Source organism: Nocardioides iriomotensis (assembly GCF_004168035.1).
Lineage (GTDB): Bacteria > Actinomycetota > Actinomycetes > Propionibacteriales > Nocardioidaceae > Nocardioides_B > Nocardioides_B iriomotensis.
Genome location: NZ_SDPU01000007.1, coordinates 13,391 through 39,993, shown reverse-complemented (window position 1 = coordinate 39,993; position 26,603 = coordinate 13,391). Strand labels below are relative to the sequence as shown.

The 26,603-nt window shown below is 72.5% G+C and carries 23 protein-coding genes; 4 read left to right on the top strand and 19 right to left on the bottom strand.

Annotated features, from left to right (window positions below; genetic code table 11):
- Positions 1–14 precede the first annotated feature (14 nt).
- On the top strand, positions 15–680 hold the full coding sequence (locus tag ETU37_RS01600) for a cysteine hydrolase family protein (protein ID WP_129985124.1): 666 nt from the start codon (positions 15–17) through the stop codon (positions 678–680).
- A gap of 160 nt (positions 681–840) precedes the next feature.
- On the opposite strand, the gene ETU37_RS01595 is transcribed toward ETU37_RS01600, so the two are convergent.
- From ETU37_RS01595 to ETU37_RS01550, 10 genes are all read right to left on the bottom strand, one after another.
- Positions 841–1,794, bottom strand: a complete 954-nt coding sequence (locus ETU37_RS01595; RefSeq protein WP_129985123.1) for a sugar phosphate isomerase/epimerase family protein — start codon at positions 1,792–1,794, stop codon at positions 841–843.
- Between the two features lie 77 nt (positions 1,795–1,871).
- Entirely contained in the window at positions 1,872–2,879 is a 1,008-nt protein-coding gene (locus tag ETU37_RS01590; RefSeq protein WP_129985122.1) for a sugar phosphate isomerase/epimerase family protein, read from the bottom strand.
- 41 nt (positions 2,880–2,920) lie between these two features.
- On the bottom strand, positions 2,921–4,081 hold the full coding sequence (xylA, locus tag ETU37_RS01585) for a xylose isomerase (RefSeq protein ID WP_129985121.1): 1,161 nt from the start codon (positions 4,079–4,081) through the stop codon (positions 2,921–2,923).
- Positions 4,078–5,265, bottom strand: coding sequence for a Gfo/Idh/MocA family protein (locus ETU37_RS01580; protein ID WP_129985120.1), 1,188 nt, complete (start codon positions 5,263–5,265; stop codon positions 4,078–4,080). Before ETU37_RS01580 ends, xylA begins: the two co-directional genes overlap by 4 nt.
- Positions 5,266–5,363: 98 nt before the next feature.
- Complete coding sequence (locus ETU37_RS01575) at positions 5,364–6,422, bottom strand: substrate-binding domain-containing protein (protein WP_129985119.1); 1,059 nt, start codon at positions 6,420–6,422, stop codon at positions 5,364–5,366.
- 56 nt (positions 6,423–6,478) lie between these two features.
- Positions 6,479–7,552, bottom strand: coding sequence for an ABC transporter permease (locus tag ETU37_RS01570; RefSeq protein ID WP_129985118.1), 1,074 nt, complete (start codon positions 7,550–7,552; stop codon positions 6,479–6,481).
- On the bottom strand, positions 7,549–9,078 hold the full coding sequence (locus ETU37_RS01565) for a sugar ABC transporter ATP-binding protein (RefSeq protein WP_240755474.1): 1,530 nt from the start codon (positions 9,076–9,078) through the stop codon (positions 7,549–7,551). Before ETU37_RS01565 ends, ETU37_RS01570 begins: the two co-directional genes overlap by 4 nt.
- Positions 9,075–10,349, bottom strand: a complete 1,275-nt coding sequence (locus ETU37_RS01560) for an ROK family transcriptional regulator (RefSeq protein WP_240755473.1) — start codon at positions 10,347–10,349, stop codon at positions 9,075–9,077. The genes ETU37_RS01565 and ETU37_RS01560 overlap by 4 nt, the downstream gene beginning before the upstream one ends.
- A 204-nt stretch (positions 10,350–10,553) precedes the next feature.
- The gene (gene xylB, locus ETU37_RS01555) at positions 10,554–11,957 is read right to left on the bottom strand and encodes a xylulokinase (RefSeq protein ID WP_129985117.1); all 1,404 of its coding nucleotides are present in this window, start codon (positions 11,955–11,957) and stop codon (positions 10,554–10,556) included.
- Positions 11,954–13,159, bottom strand: a complete 1,206-nt coding sequence (locus ETU37_RS01550; protein ID WP_240755471.1) for an ROK family transcriptional regulator — start codon at positions 13,157–13,159, stop codon at positions 11,954–11,956. Before ETU37_RS01550 ends, xylB begins: the two co-directional genes overlap by 4 nt.
- A gap of 69 nt (positions 13,160–13,228) precedes the next feature.
- Here ETU37_RS01550 and ETU37_RS01545 point away from each other — a divergent pair, with 69 nt between their 5' ends.
- On the top strand, positions 13,229–14,140 hold the full coding sequence (locus tag ETU37_RS01545; protein WP_129985116.1) for an SDR family NAD(P)-dependent oxidoreductase: 912 nt from the start codon (positions 13,229–13,231) through the stop codon (positions 14,138–14,140).
- Positions 14,141–14,159: 19 nt separating this feature from the next.
- Positions 14,160–15,065, top strand: coding sequence for a GNAT family N-acetyltransferase (locus ETU37_RS01540; protein ID WP_129985115.1), 906 nt, complete (start codon positions 14,160–14,162; stop codon positions 15,063–15,065).
- Here the strand turns inward: ETU37_RS01540 and mmuM are convergent.
- From mmuM to ETU37_RS01525, 3 genes are read right to left on the bottom strand one after another with little or no spacing between them, the layout of a single operon-like run.
- Complete coding sequence (gene mmuM / locus ETU37_RS01535) at positions 15,047–15,931, bottom strand: homocysteine S-methyltransferase (protein WP_129985114.1); 885 nt, start codon at positions 15,929–15,931, stop codon at positions 15,047–15,049. The genes ETU37_RS01540 and mmuM overlap by 19 nt on opposite strands.
- Entirely contained in the window at positions 15,928–16,704 is a 777-nt protein-coding gene (gene pcaD / locus ETU37_RS01530; RefSeq protein ID WP_129985113.1) for a 3-oxoadipate enol-lactonase, read from the bottom strand. The genes mmuM and pcaD overlap by 4 nt, the downstream gene beginning before the upstream one ends.
- Positions 16,705–16,718: 14 nt before the next feature.
- Positions 16,719–18,914: an MMPL family transporter gene (locus tag ETU37_RS01525; protein WP_206053627.1), complete on the bottom strand. Its 2,196-nt coding sequence runs from the start codon at positions 18,912–18,914 to the stop codon at positions 16,719–16,721.
- A 120-nt stretch (positions 18,915–19,034) separates the two neighbouring features.
- On the opposite strand from ETU37_RS01525, the gene ETU37_RS01520 reads away from it, so the two are divergent.
- Positions 19,035–19,832 (top strand): TetR/AcrR family transcriptional regulator, encoded by a 798-nt coding sequence (locus ETU37_RS01520; protein ID WP_129985112.1) that lies wholly within the window; start codon positions 19,035–19,037, stop codon positions 19,830–19,832.
- Positions 19,833–19,835: 3 nt separating this feature from the next.
- Here the strand turns inward: ETU37_RS01520 and ETU37_RS01515 are convergent, their stop codons facing one another.
- The 6 genes from ETU37_RS01515 to ETU37_RS01490 form a co-directional block, all read right to left on the bottom strand.
- Entirely contained in the window at positions 19,836–20,588 is a 753-nt protein-coding gene (locus tag ETU37_RS01515) for a dienelactone hydrolase family protein (protein WP_129985111.1), read from the bottom strand.
- Complete coding sequence (locus ETU37_RS01510; RefSeq protein WP_129985110.1) at positions 20,588–21,601, bottom strand: glutathione S-transferase family protein; 1,014 nt, start codon at positions 21,599–21,601, stop codon at positions 20,588–20,590. The genes ETU37_RS01515 and ETU37_RS01510 overlap by 1 nt, the downstream gene beginning before the upstream one ends.
- 40 nt (positions 21,602–21,641) lie before the next feature.
- Positions 21,642–22,247: an FMN reductase gene (locus tag ETU37_RS01505; RefSeq protein WP_129985109.1), complete on the bottom strand. Its 606-nt coding sequence runs from the start codon at positions 22,245–22,247 to the stop codon at positions 21,642–21,644.
- Complete coding sequence (locus tag ETU37_RS01500; protein WP_129985108.1) at positions 22,244–23,389, bottom strand: LLM class flavin-dependent oxidoreductase; 1,146 nt, start codon at positions 23,387–23,389, stop codon at positions 22,244–22,246. The genes ETU37_RS01505 and ETU37_RS01500 overlap by 4 nt, the downstream gene beginning before the upstream one ends.
- Positions 23,390–23,448: 59 nt before the next feature.
- On the bottom strand, positions 23,449–24,954 hold the full coding sequence (locus tag ETU37_RS01495) for a metallophosphoesterase family protein (protein WP_165372353.1): 1,506 nt from the start codon (positions 24,952–24,954) through the stop codon (positions 23,449–23,451).
- 89 nt (positions 24,955–25,043) lie between these two features.
- Positions 25,044–26,594 (bottom strand): multicopper oxidase family protein, encoded by a 1,551-nt coding sequence (locus ETU37_RS01490; RefSeq protein ID WP_129985106.1) that lies wholly within the window; start codon positions 26,592–26,594, stop codon positions 25,044–25,046.
- Positions 26,595–26,603: the final 9 nt, after the last annotated feature.

The window sequence follows — 26,603 nt, the reverse complement described above, 5'->3', positions numbered from 1 at the left end:
GCCAGACTGGCCCGATGCAGCGGCGCACCCACGACTGGCGGATCGACGAGCGGCAGTACGCCCGGCACGAGTCACGCCGCGGACGGCGGCACGCGTTCGAGCAGCTCGACCCCCGCCGGACGGCGCTCGTCGTGGTCGACGTGGTGCCGTTCTTCGTCGAGCAGAACGAGTACGCCTTCGGCCTCGTGCCGCGCGTCAACGCGCTCGCGACGGCGCTGCGCGACGCCGGCGGCACGGTGGCCTGGGTGGTGCCCGGCCCCTCCCGTCGTACGGCGGTCGACCGGGAGTTCTACGGCGAGGAGGTCGCGGCTGCCTACAGCGCGTCCGGCGGGAGCGGCCCGCTGCGCGACCGGCTCTGGCACGAGCTCGAGGTGCGCGAGGACACGGACCTGCTGGTGGAGAAGTCCGCAGCCAGCGCGTTCTTCCCGGGACGCTCGCCCCTGCCGGAGCTGCTGGCCGAGCGCGGGATCGACACGGTGGTCGTGACGGGCACGGTGACGAACGTGTGCTGCGAGTCGACCGTGCGCGACGCGAGCACGCTGGGCTACCGCGTGGTCCTGGTCGCCGACGCCTGTGCGGCGGTCGACGACCAGGACCACAACGCCAGCCTCCACGTGGTGTACCGCTCGTTCGGCGACGTGCGGCCCACCTCCGCGGTGCTGGAGCTGATCGGAGCCTAGGGCGTGTCTCTCAATTCCATTGGCCTGCTGCGCGCCGCCCGGACACGCACGCTGGCGGCGTTGCCGTCACTCGACGGGCCGCCGGCCCGCCCTCGCTCCGGCGCCTTGCCATCGCACGCACCGGACGACGCTCGCGACGGCCAGAATTGAGAGCCACGCCCTAGAACCGCAGGGTGCGGAGGTAGTTGTAGCCGACCTCCGCGGTCTGCAGCGGGGTGACGTCGGGAGAGTCGTTCTCGACGATGTACTCCTCGACGGTGTGCGCGGCGAAGATCCGGTCGAACTCGATGAACCCGGTGCCGAGGTCGACGTGGTCGCCGTCGCTGTTCGGTCGTGCGTACTGCTTGTCCTTCACGTGGTACTGCCGGACGGTCTGCGGCGCGGCCTTGATCGTGTCGATCGCGAACTGCTCCGGGTCGGCCACGCCGTCACCGCTGTTGAGACCACCGGTGACGACCCAGTAGAGGTCCGCCTCGAGGTGCACCAGCGACGGGTCGAGCCGCTCGGTGAACACCTCCCACGGCGTCTGGCCGTTGCTGAGCCGGATCGTGAACTCGTGGGCGTGGTTGTGGTAGCCGTAGCGCAGGCCGTAGCCCTTGGCGACCGCGGCCTCGGCGTTCATCTGGTCGGCCCACTCCTGCCAGGCCGACAGCTCGGCGGAGTTGAGGTACGGGACGTTGACGTAGTTCTGGCCGAGCGTGACGGCGTTCTGGAGCTTCTGGTGCAGAGCGGCCGTGCTCCCGCTGATCCCGTCGTGGCTCGACGAGGCGCGGATGCCGTAGGAGTCCAGCGTCGAGCGGAACGACGACGCCGTCCGGCCGTAGAGCCCGGCGAGCTCGACGCGTGGGTAGCCGTACTCCTCCAGCTTCGCGAGCGTCGCCTCGATCCCGTCGCCGCTCATGATGGAGCGCAGGGTGTACAGCTGGATGCTGATCTTGCCCGGCGGCACCCGTCGTACGGCGTGTACCGCCGCCGACGCGGGGAGCGCGCCGGCCCCGACCGCGGCCGCGCCGGCCAGCGAGGCGGCTGCGCCCTTGAGGAACGAGCGACGGCTGGCGCCGCGCCTCTCCATCGACTCGCGCAAGGCAGCGTGGCCGTCGTATCCGTAACACATGGTGAGTCCTTTCCCGAGGGGACTGGTGTTGTGGGTGGTGCTGGGTCCGGGGTCTCGACAGGCTCGACCGGCCGGACCTAGTCGGAGGTGGAGAAGGCCGCGTCGAAGGCGGCCTCCGGTGCGTCGAAGGCGAGCCGGCGGACGAACTCCAGCGCCTCCGGGGCGCCGAGCAGCCGGTCCATGCCGGCGTCCTCCCACTCGATCGAGATCGGGCCGGTGTAGCCGATCGTGTTGAGCATCCGGAAGCACTGCTCCCAGGGCACGTCGCCGTGGCCGGTGGACACGAAGTCCCAGCCGCGTCGGGGGTCGGCCCAGGGCAGGTGCGAGCCGAGGCGGCCGTTGCGACCGTTGCCGACCTGACGCTTCGCGTCCTTGCAGTCGACGTGGTAGATCCGGTCCTTGAAGTCCCAGAGGAACCCGACCGGGTCGAGGTCCTGCCAGACGAAGTGGCTCGGGTCCCAGTTGAGGCCGAACGCCTCGCGGTGCCCGATCGCCTCCATCGTCGCGACCGTGGTCCAGTAGTCGTAGGCGATCTCGGAGGGGTGCACCTCGTGCGCGAACTTCACGCCGCACTCGTCGAACACGTCGAGGATCGGGTTCCACCGGTCGGCGAAGTCGCGGTAGCCGGCCGCGACCATCTCCGCGGTGGCCGGCGGGAACATCGCGACGTACTTCCAGATGGACGAGCCGGTGAAGCCGACGACGACGTCGACACCGAGGTTCTTGGCGGCGCGGGCGGTCATCTTCATCTCCTCGGCCGCGCGCTGCCGCACGCCCTCGGGATCGCCGTCGCCCCAGATGCGCGAGGACAGGATGTCCTTGTGCCGCTGGTCGATCGGGTCGTCGCAAACGGCTTGGCCCTTGAGGTGGTTGGAGATCGCATAGACCTTGAGGCCGTACTTCTCCAGCAGGTCCAGCTTCGCCTTGACGTAGGAGTCGTCCTCGGCGGCCTGCCACGGGTCGAGGTGGTCGCCCCAGCAGGCGATCTCCAGGCCGTCGTACCCCCAGCCCGAGGCGAGCTTGCACATCTCCTCGAACGGCAGATCGGCCCACTGGCCGGTGAACAGGGTGATCGGTCGTGCCATCTCAGTTCGTTCCTTCCGGTACGGCGGGGGAGGGTGCGGCGTCAGCGCACGCCGAGCAGGTGCTCCATGGCGAGCTGGTCGAGGGCCTCCATGCCGACGCTGCGGCCGGCGAGCGCCTCGATGTCGTGGCTCTCCGCGCGGAGGTCGGCCAGCGACTCGCCGTCGCCCAGAGTGGGCTCGTTGAGCGTCGCGACCTCGGCGGCGGCGAGGGCGGCGGCGACGTCCGGGTCGGCCCGGAACGCGCGCACCTTGTCACGCAGGATCAGGTAGTTGCGCATGCAGGCCCGCGCCGACTCCCAGACGCCGTCCATCGCCTCGGCGCGCGGCGGCTTGAAGTCGAAGTGCAGGTAGCCGTCGTAGCGGTTACCGGTGCCGCTGCCCTCGAGGGCGTCGACCGTCCAGAACGCGCCGCGCAGGTTGCCGGCGCCGAACCGCAGGTCCTGGTCGAAGCGGGGGCCGTGCTGGCCGTTGAGGTCGACGTGGAAGAGCTTGTCGTGCCAGAGCGCCTGCGCGATGCCCTGGGCGAAGTTCAGCCCGGCCATCTCCTCGTGCCCGACCTCGGGGTTGAGGCCGACCATCGACGGGTCGTCGAGCTCGCTGATCAGCGCGAGCGCGTGTCCGATGGTGGGCAGCAGGATGTCGCCGCGCGGCTCATTGGGCTTCGGCTCCAGCGCGAAGCGGATGTCGTAGCCCTGCTCCTTGACGTAGGCGCAGAGCAGGTTGAGCGACTCGGCGTACCGGTCGAGGGCGGCCCGGACGTTCTTGCCGGCGCCGTGCTCCGCGCCCTCGCGCCCGCCCCAGAGCACGAAGGTGTGCGCGCCGAGGCTCGCGGCGAGGTCGATGTTGCGCAGCGTCTTCGCGACGGCGTACCTGCGGACCTCGCGGTTGTTGGCGGTGAACGCGCCTTCCTTGAACACCGGGTGGCCGAAGAGGTTGGTCGTCACCATCTCCACGCCGAGGCCGGTGTCGGCGAGCGCCTTGGCGAACCGCTCCAGGGTCTCCTCGCGCTTGCTGTCCTCGGGTACCAGGTCGTCGTCGTGGAACGTGACGGCGGAGGCGCCGAGCTCGGCCAGGGTGTACGTCGCCTCGACGGGGTCGAGCAGCGGCCGGCTCGCCGGGCCGAACACGTCGACCCCCTGCCAGCCGACGGTCCAGAGGCCGAAGGAGAACTTGTCCTCCGGGCGCGGGGTGTAGTCGCTCATGCGGGGATCTCCTGCCACAGGCGGGTGTCGGAGCTGGTCTCGACGGCGGCGAGCACACGCTGCACCTGCAGGCCGTCGGCGAACGTCGGGGCCGGGTCGGTGCCCTCGGCGATGGCGGTGACGAGGTCGACCACCTGGTGGGTGAAGCCGTGCTCGTAGCCGAGACCGTGGCCGGGCGGCCACCAGGCGGCGACGTACGGGTGCGTCGACTCGGTGACGAGGATCCGCTTGAAGCCGGCGGTCTCGTCGGGCTCGGTGGCGTCGTAGAGGTGGAGGACGTTCATGTCCTCGAAGTCGAAGGCGAGGCTGCCGGCGCTGCCGTTGATCTCGATCCGGATGGCGTTCTTGCGGCCGGTCGCGAACCGGGTCGCCTCGAAGACGCCGACGGCGCCGCCGGTGAACTTCGCGAGGAAGACCGCCGCGTCGTCGACGGTGACCGGGGCGGTCTCGCCCGCACGTCCGGCGGTGCCGGACAGACCGGAGTGCTCGGCCGCGACCGGGCGCTCCTTGACGAACGTCACGAGCTGGCCGGACACCTCGGTGATCCGGTCCTGCGTGATGAACTGGGTGAGGTCGACGATGTGGGCGCCGATGTCGCCGAGCGCACCGGAGCCTGCCCGCTCCTTGTCGAGGCGCCACGAGTGCGGTGCCTCGGGGTCGGCGATCCAGTCCTGGAGGTACTGCGCGCGGACGTGCCGGACCTCGCCGATGCGCCCCTCGGCGACGAGCTGCCGGGCGAAGGCGATGGCCGGGACCCGGCGGTAGGTGAAGCCGACCATGGCCCGCACCCCCGCGGCGCGGGCCCGCTCGGCCGCCTCGGCCATCTGCTCCGCCTCCGCGACCGTGTTGGCCAGCGGCTTCTCGCACAGGACGTGCTTGCCCGCGTCGAGCGCGGCCACCGCGATCTCCGCGTGGCTGTCGCCCGGGGTGCAGATGTCGACCAGGTCGACGTCGTCACGGGTGATCACGGACCGCCAGTCGGTGGCGCTCTCGGCCCAGCCCAGCCGGGAGGCGGCCGCGGCTGCGCGCCCGGCGTCACGGCCGCAGAGCACCGACATCGTCGGGTCGAGCGGCAGGTCGAAGAACCGCGGCGCCGTGCGCCAGGCCTGGGAGTGGGCGGCACCCATGAAGGCGTGACCGACCATGGCGACCGCGAGTGTCCCCGCGGAGGGCGTGTCGTTCATCTGGTGAGGCTCCTGTGGGTGGGCGTGCCCGCCCCGGTCCGAGGAGGATCGGGTCACCGGGGCGGGCACGAGACGTGCGACCGGTCAGAGTCAGTCGGTCAGGACTCGAAGCCGAGGTCGAAGTACTGGTCGACGTTGTCGGCGTTCACGACCGGGGCGTTCAGCACGATCCGCTTCGGGACCTCGACCTGGACCAGGTCGGACATGCCCTTGTCCTGCGCGATGAGCCGGGCGAGGCGGATGCCGTCAGCGGCCTGGGTCGGCGGGTAGAGGACCGTGGCCTCCATCTCGCCGTCCTTGATCCACTGCATGGCGTTCTTGGAGCCCGCGCCGCCGATGAAGAAGAACTCGTCGCGACCGGCGTCGTCGAACGCCGCCTTGACGCCGACACCCTGGTCGTCGTCGTGGTTCCAGATGATGTCGATCTTGTCCTCGGCCTGGAGCAGGTTGGCCGCGGCCTCGTTGCCGGACTCGACGGTGAACTCGGCCGCGACGCGGTTGTCGACCTCCTGGTCGCAGGCCTCGAGGGCGTCCTTGAAGCCCTGCGAGCGGTCCTGCGTCAGCGGCAGCGAGTCGATGCCGGCGATCTCGGCGATGACCGGGTCGGCGATGTCGTTGTCCTCGATCAGCTGGCAGGCGTAGGTGCCGGCCGAGACACCCATGCCGTAGTTGTCGCCGAGGATCGTGGTGCGCGCGGCGAACGGCGAGGAGAACTCGCGGTCGACGTTGATCACCGGGATGCCGGCGTCCATCGCCTTGATGGCGACGTCGGTCAGAGCGGCACCGTCGGTCGGCAGCAGGACGATCGCGTCCACCTTGTTGTTGATGAAGGTCTCGACCTGGGCGATCTGCGCGCTCGGGTCGTTGGTGCCCTCGGCGGTCTGGAAGTCGATGTCCTCGTACTTCTCGGCCTCCGCCTGCGCGCTGCTGTTGATCGCGGCGAGCCAGCCGTGGTCGGCGGCCGGACCGGAGAACCCGATCGTCACGGTCTCGCCGGTGTCGTCGTTCGAGCTCGCTGCGTTCTCCGTGCCACCACCGGTGTCGCCGGTGGGCTCGGGCTCGTTGCTCGTGCAGCCGGTCAGCACGACCGCCGAGACAGCGAGGGTGGCGACGCCGGTCAGCAGCCTGCGCCGGCGCGGCAGGGTGGAAACGGACATGGTTGTTCTCCTCGTGGTGTGGATGGGGTCCGAGATGTGCCGGGGTGCGTGCCGGATCACGGTGAGCTGCTGGACTGCCGGGCGAACCGCTGCTGCAGCAGGACAGCGGCCACGATGATGACGCCCTTGGCGACGGCCTGGGCCGAGCTCGAGAGGTCGTTCTGGACGAAGACGTTGTTCAGGACTCCGAAGATCAGCACGCCGAGCACGGTGCCGACGATGGTGCCGCGCCCGCCGGACAGCAGCGTGCCGCCGATGACGACCGCCGCGATGGCGTCGAGCTCGTAGAGCAGGCCGTGCGTGGACGCTCCGGTCGTGGTGCGCGCCGTGATCATCAGCGCCGCGATGCCGCAGCACAGCCCGAGCAGGGCGTAGAGCATCACGGTGTGGCGCTTGATGTTGATGCCGGCGAGACGGGCGGCCTCGGGGTTGCCGCCGACCGCCAGGGTGCGGCGGCCGAACGTCGTCCGGTTGAGCACGACCCAGCCGATCGCGGAGACCACGACGAAGATCAGCACCAGCATCGGCACGCCCAGGACGTCGATCCGGAAGAAGTCCAGGAACTCCGAGACGCTGACGAGCTGGGTCCGGCGCTGGGCCAGGATCTCGGCGTAGCCGCGGGCCGCGGCCAGCATGGCGAGCGTGGCGATGAACGGCACCACTCCGCCGTAGGAGATCAGGAGGCCGTTGACCAGGCCGCAGCCGAGGCCGACGGCGAGCGCGCTGAACACCATCATCGTCCAGTGGGTGTCCTCGGCCATCCGCTGCGTCGCCAGTGTCGTGCACCAGACCGAGGCGAGGGCGACGATCGCGCCCACCGAGAGGTCGATGCCGCCGCCGATGATCACGAAGGTCATGCCGATGCTGACCACCCCGATCACCGACGCGAGGCGCAGGATCGTCAGGGCGTTGTCGAGGTTGGCGAACTGGCTCCCGCTCGTCACGAAGCCGGCGATGCAGACGAGCACCAGCGCCAGCACCAGGCCGAGGTTGCGACCGGCGCTGGTTCGCAAGAGGGCGAGGCCGCCCTGCTGCTGACCCGCGCGGGCGGCGGCCTCCTCGACGCTCTTGCTGTCGCTCGTCGGCTCCGGCTGCGAGGCGGACGGGGAGACACCGGCGGTGTCTGTCATGCCACTCTTCCTTCCATGACCAGGTCCAGGACCTTGGACTCATCGAGCTCGGTCGCCGGTGCGTCGTGCACGACGGCGCCTTCGCGGACGACGAGCACCCGGTCGGCGAGACCGAGCACCTCCTCGACCTCGCTGGACACCACGACGACGGCGACGCCGCTGTCGGCCAGCCTGCGGATCAGGTTGTAGATCTCGGAGCGCGCGCCGACGTCGACGCCGCGGGTCGGCTCATCGAGCAGCAGCACCCGGCAGTCGCGCAGCAGCCAACGGGCGAGCACGACCTTCTGCTGGTTGCCACCGGACAGGGTGCGGACGGCGCGGGACACGCCCTTGGGGCGTACGTCGAGCGACGTGACGAGCTCGTCGGACCTGCGTCGCTCGTCCGCACTGTCGAGGAAGCCGGAGCGCGAGAAGCGGCTGAGGGACGAGATCGTGATGTTGCGGTAGACGGCCTGGTCGAGCAGCAGGCCCTGGCTCTTGCGCTCCTCGGGGGCGAGGCCGACACCCGCCTTGACGGCCGCGACGACCGAGCCGCGGCTGATCTTCGTGCCGTCGACGGTGACCGTGCCGCCGGTCGCCTTCCGGGCGCCGTACACCGTCTCGATGATCTCGGAGCGGCCGGCCCCGACGAGTCCGGCCAGGCCGACGATCTCGCCCGCGTGCACGGTGAGGTCCACGCCGCTGAAGACGCCGGCCAGGGCGAGGTCGCGCACCTCCAGCACGGCCTCGCCGCGGTCGCGCGGGGTGTCGGGGCGGGGCGGGAAGACGTACTCGATGGAGCGGCCGGTCATGAGCTGGATCAGCTCCTTGGTCGGCGTCACCTTGGCGTCGAGCCCGGTGGCCACCGTCCTGCCGTCCTTGAGGACGGTGATCCGGTCGCCGATCTCGCGGATCTCCTCGAGCCGGTGCGAGATGTAGATGATCGCGACGCCCTCGTCGGTCAGGCCGCGGATGACCCGGAAGAGGTTGTGCACCTCGCCCTGGTCGAGGACCGCCGACGGCTCGTCGAGGATGAGCAGCTTGGTGTCGTGGGAGAGGGCGCGGGCCATGGACACGATCTGCTGGCCGGCCGGGGACAGCGACCCGACCGTGCGCGACGGCGCGATCTCCGGGTGACCCAGGCGCTCCATGATGGCTCGGGTGTTGCTCGCCGCGGCGGCCCGCTGGGTGAACCCGCCCTTGCTGAGCTCGTGGCCGAGGTAGATGTTCTCGGCCACCGTCAGGTCGGGGACCAGGTCGAGCTCCTGGTAGATCGTCGAGATGCCGAGCTTCATCGCGGCGACCGGCGTCGTGAGCGAGACGTACTCGCCCTCCCACTCGATGGTGCCGTCGTCGGGCTGGTAGGACGCGGACAGCACCTTGATCAGCGTCGACTTGCCGGCGCCGTTCTGGCCGAGCAGGCAGTGCACCTCGCCGGCGCGGACATCGAGGTCGACGCCGCCCAGGGCGCGCACGCCCGGGAACTCCTTGACGATGCCCGACATCTGGAGCAGGGCTCCGTCGTGCACGGTGTTCTGGGTGGTCACGGGGTGCCTCCGATCGAGGACCCGACCCGGCGCTCGACGCGGGTCGGGTCGTGGAACACGGACTCGAGCGCCACGGTCGCGGCGCCACGGACGGCGGCGGTGAAGCCCTGGGTCGAGAGCTCGACGCGGGTGCCGCCCGCGTGCGGCGCGAGGACCGCGTCGTGCAGGCGGCGCTCGATCGCGGCGCGCATCCACGAGCCGACCTCGGCGAAGTAGCCGGACAGCACGATCACGCCGGGGTTGAGCGCGTTGGTGAGGACGCCGGCACCGACGCCGACCCAGTCGCCCACGCGCTCCAGGGCGGCGAGCGTGCGGGTGTCACCGAGCGACGCGCGCCGGTTGATCTCGGCCAGGCGGTCCTCGAGGCCGAGCCTCGGGTCACGCACCGGGTCGTCGGGGTCGGCGGCGGCGTCGAGGAGCGCTCGCAGCCCGACGACGGTCTCCCAGCAGCCGGTGCGGCCGCAGCCGCAACGGTGGCCGGTGGGATCCACGATCATGTGGCCGAACTCGCCGGCGTACCCCTGGTGGCCGCGGAGCAGGTGTCCGTCGGCGATGATCCCGCCGCCGACGCCGACCTCGCCGAAGATCACGAGCATGTCGCGGCGCGAGGCGTCGCCGGGCGTCGCCTCGGCGATCGCGGCGAGGTTGGCCTCGTTGTCGATCACGATCGGGTAGCCACCGCTGTCCGTGCTGCCGAGGCGGTCGCGCAGCATCCGGGCGACCGGCACGTCACGCCAGCCCAGGTTGGGCCCGGTGGTGAGCACGGCACGCTCGGCGTCGACGAGTCCCGCGATGCCGACGGTCAGCGCGATCGGCCGCGCGCCGTGGGCCGCGACGTCGTCGGCGGTGCGGGTGACCAGGTCCGCGAGGTGGTCGAGCACCACGCCCGCGTCGAGGCTCGCCGTGTCGAGCGACCGCCGGTGCTCGGAGACGACCGCCCCGCCGAGGTCCAGCGCAAGGGTCGCGACGTGGTGGACGTTGACCTCAGCCCCGATGCCGCAGACGCTCTGGCCGGCGAGCTCGACGGTGAGCCCCGGGCGGCCGATGCCGCCGCGCTCGACCTGACCCTCGCGGACCAGGCCGCGGTCGGTGAGCTCGGCCACGAGGCTGGAGACGGTGGCCTTGTTGAGTCCCAGGTCGGCAGCGAGCCGGGCGCGCGAGCGCGGGCCGGCGTCGCGAAGGGATCGCAGCACGAGCGCCAGGTTCGAGCGGCGCAGCGTCATCTGGTCGGCGGCGGTGGTGCCGACGAGCAGGGTCTCGTGGTCCTGCACGGGCACCTCCTCGCGTGACGGCGGTCATGTGACGGTGACCACTCGTTTGTTCAGATGAGGCACAAACTAAGCGGGCCAGTCGCCATCGTGCAAGCCCTTCCCCGCGATTTTCTGCATTCAGGCTGCAGACTTTGCCAAGTCAATTTCGAAAGTTCGACGGACAAAGAGGCTCATAACGGACCTCCGAGCGACGGCTCCCGAGCCTCAGCCGGCCGGGTAGGCGGCGGCGCGCGCGGCGGCGTAGCGCTCGCGGACCGCCGGCACCGCCTTGCTCCGGTACGACGCCACGTCGGCGAGCGCCCACGCGGGCGGCGCGTCGGTCCCGGCCAGCACCCACGCGGCCTGGCGCGCGGCCCCGTCGGCGACGTACTCGCCGGGAGGTGGCGCGTCGACCGGGACCCCGAGCACGGTCGGGGCGACCTGCCGGACCGCCTCGGAGGCGGCGCCCCCGCCGACCAGCAGGGCCCGGTGCGGGGTGACGCCCTGGGCGACCAGTGCGTCGAGGCCGTCGGCGAGGCCGCAGAGCAGGCCTTCGACGGCCGCCCGTGCGAAGTCGGCCGGCCGGGCGCTGCCGAGCGTGAGGCCGTGCAGGCTCCCGGAGGCGTCGGGCAGGTTCGGCGTGCGCTCGCCCTCGAGGTAGGGGACCAGCACGAGCCCGCCGGCGCCCGGCTCCGCCTCGAGCGCAAGGTCGGACAGCCGCGCGTGGTCGACGCCGAGCACCCGCGCCATCGCGTCCAGGACGCGGGCGGCGTTGAGCGTGCACACCAGCGGCAGGAAGCGCCCCGTGCCGTCGGCGAACCCGGCCACGGCGCCGGTCCCGTCGCGCGACCCGCGGTCAGCGATCGCGGTGACCACGCCCGACGTACCCACGGAGACGACGACGTCGCCCGGTCCGGCGCCCAGGCCGAGGGCGGCCGCGGCGTTGTCGCCGGCGCCGGGTCCGAGCAGCGCGCCGGTGGGGGTGCGGCCGGCGGCCTCGCCGGGGCCGACCACGCGGGGCAGTGCGGGCACGTGGCCGAGCGCGCGTTCCAGCAGGTCGGTGCGGTAGTCGCCTGTCTCGGCCGACCAGTAGCCGGTGCCGCTGGCGTCGCTGCGGTCGGTGACGAGGTCGGCGAGCTCGCGGCTGCCGGACAGCTTCCAGGTCAGCCAGTCGTGCGGCAGGCAGACGGCCGCGGTCGCGCGGGCGTGGTCGGGCTCGTGCTCGGCGAGCCAGCGCAGCTTGGTCACGGTGAAGGAGGCGACCGGGACCGACCCGACGGCGTCCGCCCAGGCCTGTCCGCCGCCCAGCTCGGAGACCAGGTCGTCGGCGGCGGTGGCGGACCGGGTGTCGTTCCAGAGCAGGGCGTCCCGCACCACGTCACCGCGCTCGTCGAGGCAGACCATGCCGTGCTGCTGGCCGCCGACGGCGACCGCGGCGACGTCGTCGAGGCCGCCCGCGTCGGCGACCGCCTTCTGCAGGGCGGCCCACCACGCGGCCGGGTCGACCTCGGTGCCGTCGGGGTGGCCGGCCCGGCCGGACCGGACGAGCGCGCCGGTCTCGGCGTCGCGGACGACGACCTTGCAGGACTGCGTCGAGGAGTCGACGCCGGCGACGAGCGGGCGGCTCACGACCGGTCCCGCAGCGGCGCGTAGACCGAGCTGCTGATCAGCCGGGCGGCGCCGATCACGCCGCTCTCGTCGCCCAGCTCGCTGAGCACGATCGGCAGGTTGCCGGTGGCGAGCGGGAGCGAGCGGCGGTAGGTGACACCGCGGATCTCGGCGAGCAGTGCGTGGCCGAGGCCGGTGACGCGGCCGCCGATGACGATGAGGCCGGGGTTGAAGAACGACACCAGGCTCGCGAGCACCTGGCCGGTGCGCCGGCCGGCGTCGCGGATCAGCTGCACCGCCTGGGCGTCGCCCTGCGCGACGGCGAGCGAGATGTCGGCGGCGGTGAGCTCGCCGCGCTCCTCGAGCAGGGCGGCCAGGGCGGGGGAGCGGCCGGCCCGGGCGGCGGCGGTGGCGTCGCGGGCCAGGGCGGAGCCGCCGGCGAACGCCTCCAGGCAGCCGGTGTTGCCGCAGGCGCAGGTGGGGCCGAACTCCTCGACGCGGATGTGCCCGATGTCGCCGGCGCAGCCGTCGACGCCGCGGTAGAGCTCGCCGTCGACGACGATGCCGCAGCCGATGCCGGTGCCGATCTTCACGAACAGGAAGTCACGGGCGTTGCGGGCGACGCCGGCGTGCTGCTCGCCGAGGGCCATCGCGTTGACGTCGTTGTCCAGCACGGCGGGCGCGCCCAGCTCGCGGGCGAGGGCGTCGCGGACCGGGTAGCCGTCCCACCCGGGCATGATCGGCGGGGAAACCGGGACGCCGCGGTGGAAGTCGACGGGGCCGGGCACGGCGATGCCGGCGCCCATCGGCCGCTCGATGCCGAGCTCGTCGAGCAGGGCTCGGGCTTCCTTCAGCGCGAGCGCGAGGACCGGCTCGGGGCCCTGGGTGATGTCGCAGGGGATGGTGCGGGTCTTGAGCACCGCGACCCGGCCGTCGGTGACGCCGACCGACATGCCGGTGGCGCCGATCGAGACGCCCACGAACCGGATGTCGTCGGCGAGGTCGACCAGGGTGGAGCGCCGGCCCCCGCGGGAGGCGGCCTGTCCCACTTCCTGGGCGAGGCCGAGCTCGGACAGCCGCGCGACCTCGGCCGCGATCGTCGTACGCGAGACGCCGAGGAGGTCCGCGAGCTGGACCCGGGACAGCGGCCCCTCGTCGCGGAGGCGTTCGAGGATGCGCGTCTGCATGGGGTTCTCCGCGCGGCCCGCCAGTGAGTGCAGCACGGTGGGCATCCTTGCACGCATGTCACGGCCGCACGGTTCGTCTTCCCGTACCGCGGGTACGTCTGGGTCATGACCTGGACTCCCGCCGACCTGCCGTCGTTCGACGGCCGCACCGTCGTCGTCACCGGGGGCAACTCCGGGATCGGCCGGCACACCGCCGCCGCGCTCGCCCGGGCCGGCGCCGAGGTGACGATCGCCTGCCGCAACGTGACCGCCGCCGAGGAGGCGGTGGCGGCGATGGCCGCCGACGGTGCCACGGGCGTGCAGGTGGCCGAGCTCGACCTGGCCGACCTCGCCTCGGTGCGTGGCTTCGCCGAGCGCTGGCACGGCCCGCTCGACGTTCTGGTCAACAACGCGGGGGTGATGACGCCGCCGCGCTACCGGCAGACCGTGGACGGGTTCGAGCTGCAGTTCGGCACCAACCACCTCGGTCACGTCGCGCTGACCGCCGGGCTGCTGCCGCACCTGCTCGCGGCCGAGCAGCCCCGGGTCACGACGGTCTCGTCGATCGCGCACTGGCGCGGCCGCCCGGACGTGCTCGACGGCAACCAGGGCGGGACCTACCGGCCGGAGCACGCCTACGGCAACACCAAGCTCGCCAACCTGCTCTTCGCGTTCGAGCTGCAGCGTCGCGCGGCCCTCGTCGGCAGCAACCTGGTCTCCAACGCCGCACACCCCGGTGTCTCGGCCACCGGCCTGGTCACGAGCCCGCAGGGCCTCGGCGCGATCCCCGGCGTGCGCCCGCTCGCGCCGGCCGTGCTGCGCCTGCTCTTCCAGTCGGCCGCGGCCGGCGCCAACCCGACCCTGTACGCCGTCGCCGAGGCCGGCCCGGCGTCGTACACCGGGCCGCAGCGGCTGCGCGAGAGCCGGGGCCCGGTCGGGCCGGCGCGGATGAGCCGCTACGCCCGCGACGAGGCGCTGGCCGGCAAGCTCTGGGACCTCTCGCTCGACCTCACCGGTTCGCGCTTCGACTGGGGCTGACCCGCCGCACAATGGCCGCATGACCATCGTCGTGCGGGACTGTTCGGAGACCGACGACCTCGACGCCGTGCACGAGGGGTGGCGCGGCTGGCTCGGCGAGGGCACCATGCGCGAGCTCCTGGGTAGCGGCGACTTCCCCCGCCGGCTCATGGTGGCCGAGGACGACGGGGTCCTCGTGGGCACCGGCTACGGACTCGGAGTCGGAGCGGGGGACGGGCACCGCGGTCTGGGGCACGTGTACGTGCGGCGCGACCACCGTCGCCGCGGCGTCGGGCGGGCCCTCTGGCAGGCCGTCCTGGAGGTCTGCACGCCCGAGCGCGTGCCCGGCGTCCTGGTGCAGGTCGACGACGGCGACGAGGGCGCCAAGCAGGTGCTGGCGGACCACGGGTTCGAGGACCACGGTCTGCACCTGGAGAGCCAGCTCGAGCTGGCGCGCGCCGAGGAGATCCGCCCGCTGTCGCGGGTGCCGGACGGTGGCGACGTGCGTGTCGCGTCGCTCGCGGAGGGGGCGACGGAGGACGAGTGGCGCGGCGTGCACGCCGCGTACGTGCGGCTCATGGCCGACGCGCCCGACATGGCCGGAGGCAGCGAGCCGATGCCGTTCGCGCTCTGGCGTCGGCTGATCCGTGAGCCCTGGCAGGTGCTCGGGGCCTGGTCCGACGGCCGGCTCGTCGGGCTGACGGTGCTGGCGCCTCGCGCCGGTGATGGCGCGCTCAACACCTGGTTCACGGGCGTCGACCGGGACCGACGCGGGCAGGGGCTGGCAACCTGCCTCAAGGCCGCGCAGGCGTGTGCGTTGGCGGAGGCGGGCTGGGTGCGCATCGTCACCCAGAACATGGAGGGCAACGACGCGATTCTGGCCGCCAACCGCCGCCTCGGCTTCGTGACGACCGGCGGGATGCGGGCCTACGTGCTCGATTTCTGACCCAGCACCGCGGCCAGCGCCGCGATGTCGGCCGGCCCCACCTGGCAGCACCCGCCGACCCAGGCGGCCCCCTGGGCCACCCAGCCGGGCGCCATCGTGACGTCGTACGACGTCGTCCCGGTCCACGTGTGGGTGCCGCTGTCCCAGCCCTGGCCGGTGTTCGGGTAGGCGATGCCGGGCTTGCCGGTCACCCGAGCCGCGACGTCGAGTGCCGGCGCGACGTCGTCGGGGTCGCAGCAGTTGACGCCGACGGCGACCAGCGCGTCGACGCCCGTGGCCACGGCGAAGGCCTCCGTGAGCGGCTGGCCGGCGCGCGTCGTGCCACCGGCGACGCTGTAGCTCAGCCAGGCCGGGAGGCCCACGTCGGCGACGATCTTCACCAGCACCTCGGCCTCGTCGGCGTCAGGCACGGTCTCGACGGCGAGCAGGTCGGGCCCCGCTGCGGCGAGCAGCTCGATCCGCGGACGGTGGAAGTCGCGCAGCTGCGTCCGGGTCAGCCCGTAACGGCCGCGGTACTCCGAGCCGTCGGCGAGGACGGCGCCGTAGGGCCCGACCGACGCGGCCACCAGGCGGGTGGTGCCGTCACTGGCCAGCTCGTCCCGCACCTCGCGGGCGACGGTGACGCTGCGTGCGACCAGCGCCTCCGCCTCGGCACGCGACAGGCCCGAGCGCTCGAAGCCGTCCACGCTGGCCTGGTAGCTCGCGGTCGTGGCCACGGTCGCGCCGGCGGCGAAGTAGGCGCGGTGCACGGCCGCGATCTCGTCAGGTGCGTCGCGCAGCAGCCGCGCGGTCCACAGCTCGTCCGCGAGGTCGTGCCCGCGCTCGGCGAGCGCGTTGGACAGCCCGCCGTCGAGGACGGTCGTCACCGGTGCTTCTCGAGGTGCGCCCGGATCGCGGCGTTGAACGCCTCCGGCCTGGCCACGTTGGAGATGTGGGCCACGTCGTCGATCACGACGAAGTCCGCGTCGGGGATCGACTCGACCATCGCCTCGCCCACCGACGGCGGGCAGGTCGGGTCCTCGGCGCCGGCCACGACGACGGTCGGCACGCGGATCGCGGCCAGCTCGTCGGTCGCGTCGAACCGCGCGATCGCCGCGCAGCAGCCGGCGTAGCCGTGGTCGGGCGTCGCGCGGAACATGTCCATCACCCACGACACCTGGTCGGCGTGATCGGCGCGGAACTCGGGGGTGAACCACCGCTCGACCGTCGCGTCGACGAGGGCCTTGGTGCCCTGGCTGCGGACGGTCTCCGCGCGCTCCTCCCACATCTCCGGGGTGCCGAACACCGGGGCGGTCGAGCACAGCGCGAGCGAGGTGAGCCGGTCGCCGTGGTCGACGCCGAGCCGCTGCCCGATGGCGCCGCCGAGGGAGAGGCCGGCGTAGGCGAAGCGGTCGATCCCGAGCCGGTCGGCGAGGGCCACGACGTCGGCGGCCAGGTCCTCGAGGGTGTACGGCGTCGCCGGGGCCGGCGACTCGCCGTGTCCGCGGGTGTCGAACCGGACGACGCGGAAGTCGCGGGCCAGGTCGGCCGCGAGGGCGTCCCAGATGCGGTGGGTGGTGCCGAGGGAGGCGCCGAGCAGGACCGCGGGTCCGTCCGGCGCCCCCTCGTCGACGTGGTGCAGGTCGAGTGGCTCCGTCATGCCTCCGAAACTACTCAGGCATCCACCAGGTCGGGTTCCCGGGCGGGCGGCTGCGGCGAGACCGGCGGCTCGGGCGCGATGCCCTCACGGTGCCCGTGCCGCTGCCACCAGCGGGCGAGGGGCGCGGGTGCCCACCAGTTCGCCCGGCCGAGCAGCCGCATCGTGGCCGGCACCAGCAGCGCCCGGACGACGGTCGCGTCCAGCAGCACCGCGACGAGCATGCCGATCCCGATCATCTTCAGGAACACGATGCCGCTGGTCGCGAAGCCGCCGATGACGACGGCCAGCAGGAGCGCGGCGCTGGTGATGATCCGGCCGGTGCGCTGCACGCCCGCGGCCACCGCGGCGGTGTTGTCGTGCGTGCGGTCCCACTCCTCGCGGACCCGCGAGAGCAGGAACACCTCGTAGTCCATGGAGAGCCCGAACAGGATCGCCAGCATCAGGATCGGCTGGGTCACGTCGAGGTAGCCGGGGGAGGTGAAGCCGAGCAGCCCGGACAGGTGGCCCTCCTGGAAGATCCACGTCACCACGCCGAACGACGCTACGATCGAGACGGCCGTCATCACGACCGCCTTGAGCGGCAGCACGAGCGACCCGAAGGCGACGAACAGCAGCACCAGCATCACCGTGACCGCGACGAGGCCCATCCACGGCAGGTGGTCGCCCACGGAGTCGATGATGTCGACGGCCTGCGCCGACGGTCCGCCGACCAGCGCGGTCGCGCCGTCGCCGGGGTCGATCGCGCGGATGTCGCGCACCAGGTCCTGCGACGTCTGGGTCTGGCCGTTGCCGGCCCAGGTGGCGTTCACCAGCGTCATCGCGTCGCCGCCGTCGCGACCGGCGTCGACCGGCTGCACGTCCTTCATGCCGGACAGGTCGCCGACCTCGGCGACGTAGTCGCGCACGTCGGCCCGGTCCGCCCCGCGCAGCACGATCGTCGCGGACGACGTCTCGCCGCCGAACTGGTCGGCGAGGAGGTCGGCCGCCACCCGGCTCGGCATCTCCTCCGGCAGCACGCGCTCGTCCACACTGCCCCACTGCGCGCTCGCGAACGGCGAGGCCAGGGCGAGGAGGCCGACGGTGATGACGGCGAGGTAGGTCACCGGCCGGCGCATCACGCTGTGCGCGACCCGCGCCCAGGCGCCGTGGTCATCGGTACGGCGGGCGGCGCGGCGGCGCCACGGCATCCGGCCGAGCTCGATGCGGCGGCCCAGCACGACGAGCAGCGCGGGCAGCACGGTCAGCGCCGCCGCCATCGCGACCAGCACGGCCGCCACCCCGCCGTACCCCATGGACCGGAGGAACGTCTGCGGGAAGATCAGCAGCGAGGCCAGCGAGGCGGCGACGATCAGGCCGGAGAACAGCACGGTGCGGCCGGCGGTCGCCATCGTGCGGGCGACCGCGGCGCGCACGCTCTCCCGGCTGTCGTCGGGCTGGCCGGCGAGCTCCTCCCGGAACCGGCTGACCACGAACAGCGCGTAGTCGATCGCCAGGCCCATGCCCAGCAGCGTGATCACGTTGATCGCGAACACCGAGACGTCGGTGACGCCGGTGATCAGCCGCACGACGGCGAAGGCGCCGAGCACCGCGATCGCGCCCACGAGCGTCGGCATGAGCGCGGCGACGAGGCTCCCGAAGATCAGCAGGCTGAGCAGGAACACGATGGGCATCGACAGCGACTCGGCCCGCGCGATGTCGGCGGAGACCTGCTCGTTCACGTCGCCGAAGACCGCCCACTGGCCCGCGAGGTTCGTCGTCAGCCCGGGCGCGTCAAGCGCGTCCGCGACCTCGTCCCAGCTCCGCGACTTGGCGTCCTGGCCGTCGCCGGCGAGGGTGAGCACGACCCGGGTGGTGCGGCCGTCCTCGCCGACCAGGCTCGGGTCCGGGGTGTCGTAGTAGGAGACGACCCGCTCGACCGCGCCGGCGGGGAGGTCGTCCAGCGTCCCCGTCACCGCGTCGCGGAACGCCGGGTCGTCGACCCGCAGGTCGTCGCTCGAGTAGATGGCGACGACGTCGGCGCCGCGGTCGCCGAACACCTCGCGCTCGGCCGCCAGGGCCCGCGACGACTCGCTGGCGGGGTCGTCGAACCCACCGTCGCTGAGCTGGCCGAACACGCCCAGCCCGTAGGCCGCCGCGGCGGCCACCAGCACCATCCCGCCGACGAGCACCAGCCGGGCTCGTGCGGCGACGATCCGTCCCCAGGTGTACATCGCTCACGCTCGCTATCTGTCGTCATTTCAGTTAACGGGCATAACAGTGAAGGATGTAAACTCCGGTGTCAAGCGTTTATGATGTGCTGGCGGGAACCGGCAGAGAGGCAGGCGCACCAGATGACGAGCACGGCCCAGGGGGCGGGTCCCACCCGGCGCGAGCGCCAGCGCCAGGCGACCTTCGACGAGATCGTCGAGGTGGCCCGTAGGCTGCTGCGCGAGGACCGGGACGTCTCGATCCGGGCGGTCGCCACCGAGATGGGCCTGACCGCTCCCGCGCTCTACCGATACGTCGACAGCCACGCCGAGCTGCTGACGCTCGTGGCGCGGGCGATCTTCGTCGACGTGGTCGCCGCGATGACGGTGGCGCGCGACCAGCACCCCGACGACGACCCGGCCGCGCAGATCATCGCGGGGGTCGCGGCGTTCCGCACCTGGGCGCTCGGCAACCGGGAGGAGTTCCGGCTGGTCTTCGCCTCGCCCCCGTCGCCGGAGGCCGAGGCCAACGCGCACAAGCCGCTGCTGTCCCTGGGCGACTGCGCGCCGGAGGAGATGGGGGCCCGCGAGTTCGGCACGTTCTTCGCCGACATCTTCGGGCGGCTGTGGGTGACGTACCAGTTCCCGGTGCCCGCCGACGACGACCTGCCGACCGGGGTGCTCGAGGCGCTCACCGGCGACGACGCCGAGCACAAGCTCGGGTCGCCGGCCACGGGGTCACCCGTGACGCCGGGCATGCTGTGGCTGTTCGAGCGCGCCTGGGCGCGCATCTACGGCACGGTCACGCTGGAGGTGTTCGGCCACGTGCACCCGGGGCTGATCACGAGCGGCGCGCTGTTCGAGGCGACCGTGCTCGACATCGGCACCGACCTCGGCCTGGCCGACGAGTGGGACCGGCTCCGGGCGGTCGTCCGCTCCTGAGGGTCAGCCGCCCAGCCGGCGCGCGAACAGGCCGAGCAGCGCGTCCCAGTGCCGCTCGGTCGCGGCCTCGTCGTAGACGTGGGTGTCGGCCATCGTCCAGCCGTGCAGCGCACCGTCGTACTGCTCGCAGGTGTGCTCGACGCCGGCCGCCGTCAGCGCGTCGTCGAGCCGCTGCTGCATCTCCGGCGGCATGCCCGGGTCCTGGTCGGCGCTGCCGACGTACACCTCGGCCCGGAACCGGTCGGCGAGCAGGTGCGGGCTGTCCGGGTCGTCGGTCGCCAGCCGGGCCGGGTGGAACGCCGCCACGGCCGCGACGTCCTCGGGCCGCTGGGCCGCCGACCGCAGCGCGGCGGCGCCGCCGAAGCAGTAGCCCACCACGCCGACCGGGCCCGTGACGTCGTCGAGGGCGAGCAGGTGGTCGAGGTACGCCGCGTTGTCGGAGGCCAGCATCGTGGGCGTCAGCTCGCGGATCCACGGCCCGAGCGTGCCGAACAGCGCGTGCCGCTGGTCCGGGTCGGCCAGCCCGCTGAGGTCGAGCAGGGGCGCGCGGCCGTGCCGGTGGAAGACGTTCGGCACGAGCACGGTGTAGCCCTGCTCGGCCATGCGGCCGGCCATCTCGGCCAGGCGTGGGCGCGGGCCGAACGCGTCCATGTAGAGCAGCACGCCCGGGTGCGGGCCCGGGCCGTCGGCGGTGACCAGGATCGCGTCGGCGGTGCCGTCGGGGGTGCTGACGTCGACGGTGCTGGTGGTGGGCATCAGGCTGCGCGTCCTTCCTGCGGGACGAGCTCGTCCGCGGGCGGTGCGGAGGGCGCCGTGCCCTCGCCGAACGGCCGGCCGCCGAGCTGCTCCCGGTGGTGCGGCGTCAGCCAGCCTGCCAGGTCGGGACCGGCGGGGACGATGCCGGTCGGGTTGATGTCCTTGTGCACGACGTAGTAGTGGGCCTTGATCTGGGCGAAGTCCACCGTGTCGCCGAATCCCGGGGTCTGGAAGAGGTCGCGCGCGTAGCCCCACAGCGCCGGCATCTCGCTGAGCTTGTTGCGGTTGGCCTTGAAGTGGCCGTGGTAGACCGCGTCGAAGCGGACCAGGGTCGTGAAGAGCCGGACGTCGGCCTCGGTGATTGTGTCGCCGACCAGGAAGCGCCGGTCGGTGAGCCGCTTCTCGAGCCGGTCGAGCGCGCCGAAGAGCCGGCGGTACGACCGCTCGTAGGAAGCCTGCTTGCCGGCGAAGCCGCAGCGGTACACGCCGTTGTTGACGTCGGCGTACACCCAGGCGTTGACCTCGTCGATCTCGTCGCGCAGCGGCTCCGGGTAGAGGTCCGGGGCGCCGTCGCGGTGGTGCGCCGTCCACTCCGTCGACAGGTCGAGGGTCATCTGTGCGAAGTCGTTGGTGACCACCCGGCCGGTCGGCACGTCGACGACGGCAGGCACGGTGATCCCCTTGGGATAGTCGGGGAACCGCGCGAGGTAGGCCTCCCGCAGCCGCTCGATCCCGAGCACCGGGTCGACGCCGCCCGGGTCGAGGTCGAAGGTCCAGCTGCGCTCGTCGTGCGTCGGGCCGCACAGGCCCATGCCCAGTGCGTCCTCCAGCCCGAGCAGCCGGCGCACGATGATGGCGCGGTTGGCCCAGGGGCAGGCGCGGGCCGCGACCAGCCGGTAGCGGTTCGGCTCGACCGGCCACTCCCGATCGCCCGCGCCGTCGCGGGTGATCCGGTCCTCGATGTAGTCCGTGTCGCGCTGGAAGTCGTCCTCGACGTACGTGCCAGAAGCCATGGTGCGATGCCTCCCGAGAGTCGTGGCGGTCGGTCGCCGGTCAGCTGCCGAGCAGCTGCTCGAACGGTGTCGGGTTGTCGAACGGGTCCGTCGGCGCGGTGCGAGGCCGCTGCAGCACCAGGTCGGCGAGCTCCCGGCCCGCGCGGTCCGCACGCGTCGACAGGGAGGTACCCGCTCCCGCCGTCCCGAAGTCCTCGCTCGCGGCGAAGACCGCGGTCGGTGTGACCGACGCCCGCAGGTAGGCGAACAGCGGGCGCAGCGCGAACTCCAGCGCCAGCGAGTGCCGGGCGGTGCCGCCCGTGGCGCCGAGCAGCACCGGCTTCGCGTCGAGCACGCCGTCGTCGAGCACGTCGAAGAACGACTTGAACAGCCCGCTGTACGACGCCGAGAACACCGGCGACACGGCGATGACCGCGTCCGCGGACGTCACGGCCTCGATCGCCTCGGCCAGCCGCGGCGGAGCGAAGCCGGTGAGCAGGTGGTCGGTGATCTCGTGCGCGAAGTCGCGCAGCTCGACCACCGTCACCTCGGCCCGCTCGCCCTGCAGGCGGAGGGCGCGGTCGGTCGCGTCGGAGAGCCGGTCGGCCAGCAGCCGGGACGAGGACGGCTGGCCGAGGCCCGCCGTGACGACGGCGACGCGCGTCATCGGGTCACCGCCGCGGGGGAGCGGCCGGTCACGTCGTCGCCCGCCGCGTGCACGGTCGTGTCGCGCGGCCCGCCGGCCTCCGCGACCCGGGAGGCGTGGGTGGGTGCCTCCGGGACGTGCGCCGGCTTGAACGCGGCGAACTCCTTGCGGAGCACCGGGACGACCTTCTCACCGAGGATGTCGAGCTGCTCGAGCACGGTCTTCAGCGGCAGCCCGGCGTGGTCCATGAGGAACAGCTGGCGCTGGTAGTCGCCGACGTACTCCCGGAAGCCGAGCGTGCGCTCGATGACCTGCTGCGGGCTGCCGACGGTCAGCGGCGTCTGCGAGGTGAAGTCCTCCAGCGACGGGCCGTGGCCGTAGACCGGCGCGTTGTCGAAGTACGGCCGGAACTCGTTGACCGCGTCCTGGCTGTTCTTGCGCATGAACACCTGGCCGCCGAGCCCGACGATCGCCTGGTCGGCGGAGCCGTGGCCGTAGTGCTCGAACCGCTGGCGGTAGAGGTTGATCATCCGCTCGGTGTGCGACGCGGGCCAGAAGATGTGGTTGGCGAAGAAGCCGTCGCCGTAGTACGCCGCCTGCTCGGCGATCTCGGGGGACCGGATCGAGCCGTGCCAGACGAACGGCGGGACGCCGTCGAGCGGCCGCGGCGTGGAGGTGTAGCCCTGGAGCGGCGTCCGGAACTTGCCCTCCCAGTCGACGACGTCCTCGCGCCACAGGCGGTGCAGCAGGTGGTAGTTCTCGATCGCGAGGTTGATGCCGTCGCGGATGTCCTTGCCGAACCACGGGTAGACCGGGCCGGTGTTGCCGCGACCCATCATCAGGTCGACGCGGCCGTCGGTGAGGTGCTGCAGCTTCGCGTAGTCCTCCGCGATCAGCACCGGGTCGGTGGTGGTGATCAGCGTCGTCGACGTCGAGAGGATGATCCGCTCGGTCAGCGCGCCGATGTAGGCGAGCGTCGTCGTCGGGGCCGAGGCGATGAACGGCGGGTTGTGGTGCTCGCCGGTCGCGAAGACGTCGAGCCCGACCTCCTCGGCCTTCCTGGCGATGGCGACGGTCGCCTTGATGCGCTCGTGCTCGGTCGGCGTGGTGCCGGTCGTCGGGTCGGTGGTGACGTCGCCGACGGTGAAGATCCCGAACTGCATCGCTGCTCCCTGGTCTAATAGTTTCAGATTCAACTATACGAACCAGGGAGAGGGCTCGGCTATTCCGCCCCGCCCGGCACCGCCGTGGCGCCGGTCTCGCCCCCGGTGCCGTCGACGGGTGGCGGCGCGACGTAGGTGGTGTCGCCGGCGTGGTCGACGACGTGCCGGTTGATCGACGCCGCGGCGCTGCCCAGCCCGCCGAGCCGGATGTCGTCGTAGGCGCGGAGCTGGCTCGTCCCCCGGTCGACGTACAGCACCGAGAGGAGGATGTCGGTGGGCTCGTCCGGCTCCAGGGCGCGCAGGCCCGAGCCGCCGGTCGAGCCCTGCGTCATCAGGAACGTGCCGGTCTCGCCGCGCTCGACCTTGCGGTAGTGCTTGTGGCCGAACAGCGCGAGCGGCGCCTGCCCGTCGAGCAGCGAGGCGTCGGTGGGGTCGTGGAAGACCAGGACGTCCACGCCGCCGAGGTTCTCGGCCGCGGCGGCGAGGTCCTCGGTCGCCTCGGTGACCTTGCGCTCGTCGTTGTCGAGCGACTTGTCGGGGGTGAACGTCGGGTCGCCGAGCCCGAGGAAGGTCAGGCCCGCCACCTCACGCGGCTTGCCGTCGAGCACGACCGCGTTGGGGACCTGGCGCATCGCGCGCTGGGTGACGGCGGAGTCGTGGTTGCCGCGCACCCAGACGTACGGCGCGGGCATCCGCCGGACCTCCTCGACGTACCGGTTCTCGGCGCGGCTGCCGTGGTCGGTGATGTCGCCGGAGTCGACGATGACGTCCACGTCGTACTGCTCGGCGACGGTCGCGATCACGTCCCACGACTGCGGCGCGAGGTGCAGGTCGGAGACGTGCAGGATCTTGACGACCTCGTCCTGGTCGGGCAGCAGCGGCAGCGACGACGTCGCGGAGTAGAGGCCGCTGACGTTGCCGACGATCTGCGCGAGCTGGTCGCCGTACGTCGAGAAGTCGGTGACGATGCTCTCGGCCGTGCCCACGACGGAGGGGGCGGTGGTCAGCAGGCCGGTGTAGCGGGGCTCGGCGAGGGCGTTGGGGTTCCAGCCCGTCACCGCGACGGCGAGCGAGCAGGCGGCCGCGACGAGCACGCTGCCGCCACCGATCGCGGCCGACAGCACCCGCCGCGACGCGAGACCGGCGAGCAGCACGGCGCCGACCAGGGCGGCGGCCAGCCCGCGCAGGACGGCCATCTTCACCGCCCACGTGATGTCGGCGACGGCCTCGGGCTTGAGGGTGCTCAGCCGCTCGGGGTTGGTGACCAGGGCCCGGGCCTCCTCGACGTCGAAGCCGTCGAGGGTGGCGTGGATGCCGAGCGGGCCCGCGTGGGTGGCGAGCCGCAGCTCGCCGAGCGGGGCGATCTCGACGACGGTGCCCCCGCCCCACGTCGGCACGATCCGCATCGACGTGGTGAGCGGGCCCACCTCGTGGTGGACGGAGCCGGCGACGCTGAGGCCGAGCCAGCCGCCGGCGAGGCCGAGCAGGACGGCGGCGGTGACCCGCGCGGTGACGGTGAGGGACGGACGACGACCGGCAGCGGGCCGGACCTGGTGAGACGACATGCGACAGCCAAACCGAGAAGGGGGTGGAGCTCATTTGTAGCTCCGGCCGCGACCCGTGTCCGGCGAATCCGGAAGGTCTGGCCGTCCGGCTACTCGGGCTGGTTCTCCAGGGCCCCGCCCACGCGGTACGGCGTGTCGACGCCCTCGTACATCAGGTGGGCGACCAGCCCCTCCTTGGCGTGCGGGAGGTTGTGGCAGTGGTCCATCCAGAGGCCGGGGTTGTCGGCGACGAACGCGATCTCGTAGGTCTCGTCGGGGTCGACGGCCAGCGAGTCGACCCACCACGGGCTGCCGGTGGCGGCGACCCCGTCGCGGCTGAGCACGACGGCGTGGTGGCCGTGCAGGTGCATCGGGTGGTCCTCGCTGGTGCCGTTGTGGATCCGCATCACCACGACGTCGCCCTCGCGCACGACGTACATCGGCACGTCGGGGAACATCTTCCCGTTCACCGTCCACCACAGGCCGGGCCGGCCGTCGAGGAACCCCGGACGGCGGCCGATGTCGTAGTCGAACGTCCGATCCGGGTCGGAGACGTCGAACGGCAGGTCGGCGGGGGAGCCGTAGGAGAGCAGGTCGAGCTTCTCGGTCGGCTGCGTGACCTCGGGCGCCACCGAGCCCTCGGGGCCGAGCACGAGGGCGGTCGCGCCGCCGACGTGCAGCCGGACCGCCGACCCGTCGTCGGGCACCGCCACCTCGATGTCGAGCCGCGCGCCCCCGGTCAGCGTGACGCTCCGGTCGGTCACCGGGGTGGGCTCGACGAGGTCGTAGCCGTCGACGGCGCGGACGACGTACGGACCGCCCGCCCACACCTGCGTCGGCCCGTTGTCGGTGTTGACCACGCGGACCCGGACGCGTTGGCCGGGCTCGGCCACGAAGGGCACGTCGCCCTCCTCGCCGTTCAGCGTGCGGGTGCCGGAGTACGTGTGCGCGACGGCCATGGCCTCGACGGTGTCGCTGTCGGCCGCGTTCCTGGAGCCCCGGGCCGGGTGCACGACCAGCGCGCCGAAGAGGCCGCCGATGACCTGCTCGTGCGAGACCTGGTGGGAGTGGTACCAGTAGGTCCCCGCCTGCTCGGCGACGAAGCGGTAGGTGTGCTCCTCGCCGACCGCGACGGCGTCCTGGGTGACGCCCGCGACCCCGTCATCGGCGTTCGGCACGTCGACGCCGTGCCAGTGCAGGGTCATGCCGTCGGTGACGGACTCGTTGCGGACCGTGACCTCGACGAGGTCGCCCTGCCGGGCGTCGATCTGCGGGCCCGGTGACGTGCCGTTGAGCGTGTAGCCAGGGACCTTCCGGCCGGACGCGAGCGTCACCTCGCCCTGGGCGGCGACCAGGTCGACCGCGACGTCCGGCGGCCCGTCGGCTTTCGTGACCAGGTCCGCGACGCTGGTGGTGGCGCCGTGCTCCATCCCGGCCATGTCCATGTCGCCCATGTCGCCCATGTCGCCCATGTCGCCCGAGGACCCGTGGTCCATGGCGCCGGCCGCTGGCTCCGGCCCGCCGCCGTAGTCGAGCGTGCCCATGTCCATGACGGAGTACGTCGCGGGCACGAGGCTGGCCTGCCACATCCAGGCCAGGGGGATGACGATCGCGAGCGCGGCGAGGCAGGCGAGCAACAGCCGAAGTCGACTCCTGCTCATCTGCCCCGC

Excerpts from the sequence above, each read along its gene's own strand:
- ETU37_RS01600 (WP_129985124.1), top strand. The coding sequence starts at position 15 with ATGCAGCGGCGCACCCACGACTGGCGGATCGACGAGCGGCAGTACGCC.
- ETU37_RS01595 (WP_129985123.1), bottom strand. The coding sequence starts at position 1,794 with ATGTGTTACGGATACGACGGCCACGCTGCCTTGCGCGAGTCGATGGAG.
- ETU37_RS01590 (WP_129985122.1), bottom strand. The coding sequence starts at position 2,879 with ATGGCACGACCGATCACCCTGTTCACCGGCCAGTGGGCCGATCTGCCG.
- xylA (WP_129985121.1), bottom strand. The coding sequence starts at position 4,081 with ATGAGCGACTACACCCCGCGCCCGGAGGACAAGTTCTCCTTCGGCCTC.
- ETU37_RS01580 (WP_129985120.1), bottom strand. The coding sequence starts at position 5,265 with ATGAACGACACGCCCTCCGCGGGGACACTCGCGGTCGCCATGGTCGGT.
- ETU37_RS01575 (WP_129985119.1), bottom strand. The coding sequence starts at position 6,422 with ATGTCCGTTTCCACCCTGCCGCGCCGGCGCAGGCTGCTGACCGGCGTC.
- ETU37_RS01570 (WP_129985118.1), bottom strand. The coding sequence starts at position 7,552 with ATGACAGACACCGCCGGTGTCTCCCCGTCCGCCTCGCAGCCGGAGCCG.
- ETU37_RS01545 (WP_129985116.1), top strand. The coding sequence starts at position 13,229 with ATGACCTGGACTCCCGCCGACCTGCCGTCGTTCGACGGCCGCACCGTC.
- ETU37_RS01540 (WP_129985115.1), top strand. The coding sequence starts at position 14,160 with ATGACCATCGTCGTGCGGGACTGTTCGGAGACCGACGACCTCGACGCC.
- pcaD (WP_129985113.1), bottom strand. The coding sequence starts at position 16,704 with ATGACGGAGCCACTCGACCTGCACCACGTCGACGAGGGGGCGCCGGAC.
- ETU37_RS01525 (WP_206053627.1), bottom strand. The coding sequence starts at position 18,914 with ATGTACACCTGGGGACGGATCGTCGCCGCACGAGCCCGGCTGGTGCTC.
- ETU37_RS01520 (WP_129985112.1), top strand. The coding sequence starts at position 19,035 with ATGACGAGCACGGCCCAGGGGGCGGGTCCCACCCGGCGCGAGCGCCAG.
- ETU37_RS01515 (WP_129985111.1), bottom strand. The coding sequence starts at position 20,588 with ATGCCCACCACCAGCACCGTCGACGTCAGCACCCCCGACGGCACCGCC.
- ETU37_RS01510 (WP_129985110.1), bottom strand. The coding sequence starts at position 21,601 with ATGGCTTCTGGCACGTACGTCGAGGACGACTTCCAGCGCGACACGGAC.
- ETU37_RS01505 (WP_129985109.1), bottom strand. The coding sequence starts at position 22,247 with ATGACGCGCGTCGCCGTCGTCACGGCGGGCCTCGGCCAGCCGTCCTCG.
- ETU37_RS01500 (WP_129985108.1), bottom strand. The coding sequence starts at position 23,389 with ATGCAGTTCGGGATCTTCACCGTCGGCGACGTCACCACCGACCCGACG.
- ETU37_RS01495 (WP_165372353.1), bottom strand. The coding sequence starts at position 24,954 with ATGTCGTCTCACCAGGTCCGGCCCGCTGCCGGTCGTCGTCCGTCCCTC.
- ETU37_RS01490 (WP_129985106.1), bottom strand. The coding sequence starts at position 26,594 with ATGAGCAGGAGTCGACTTCGGCTGTTGCTCGCCTGCCTCGCCGCGCTC.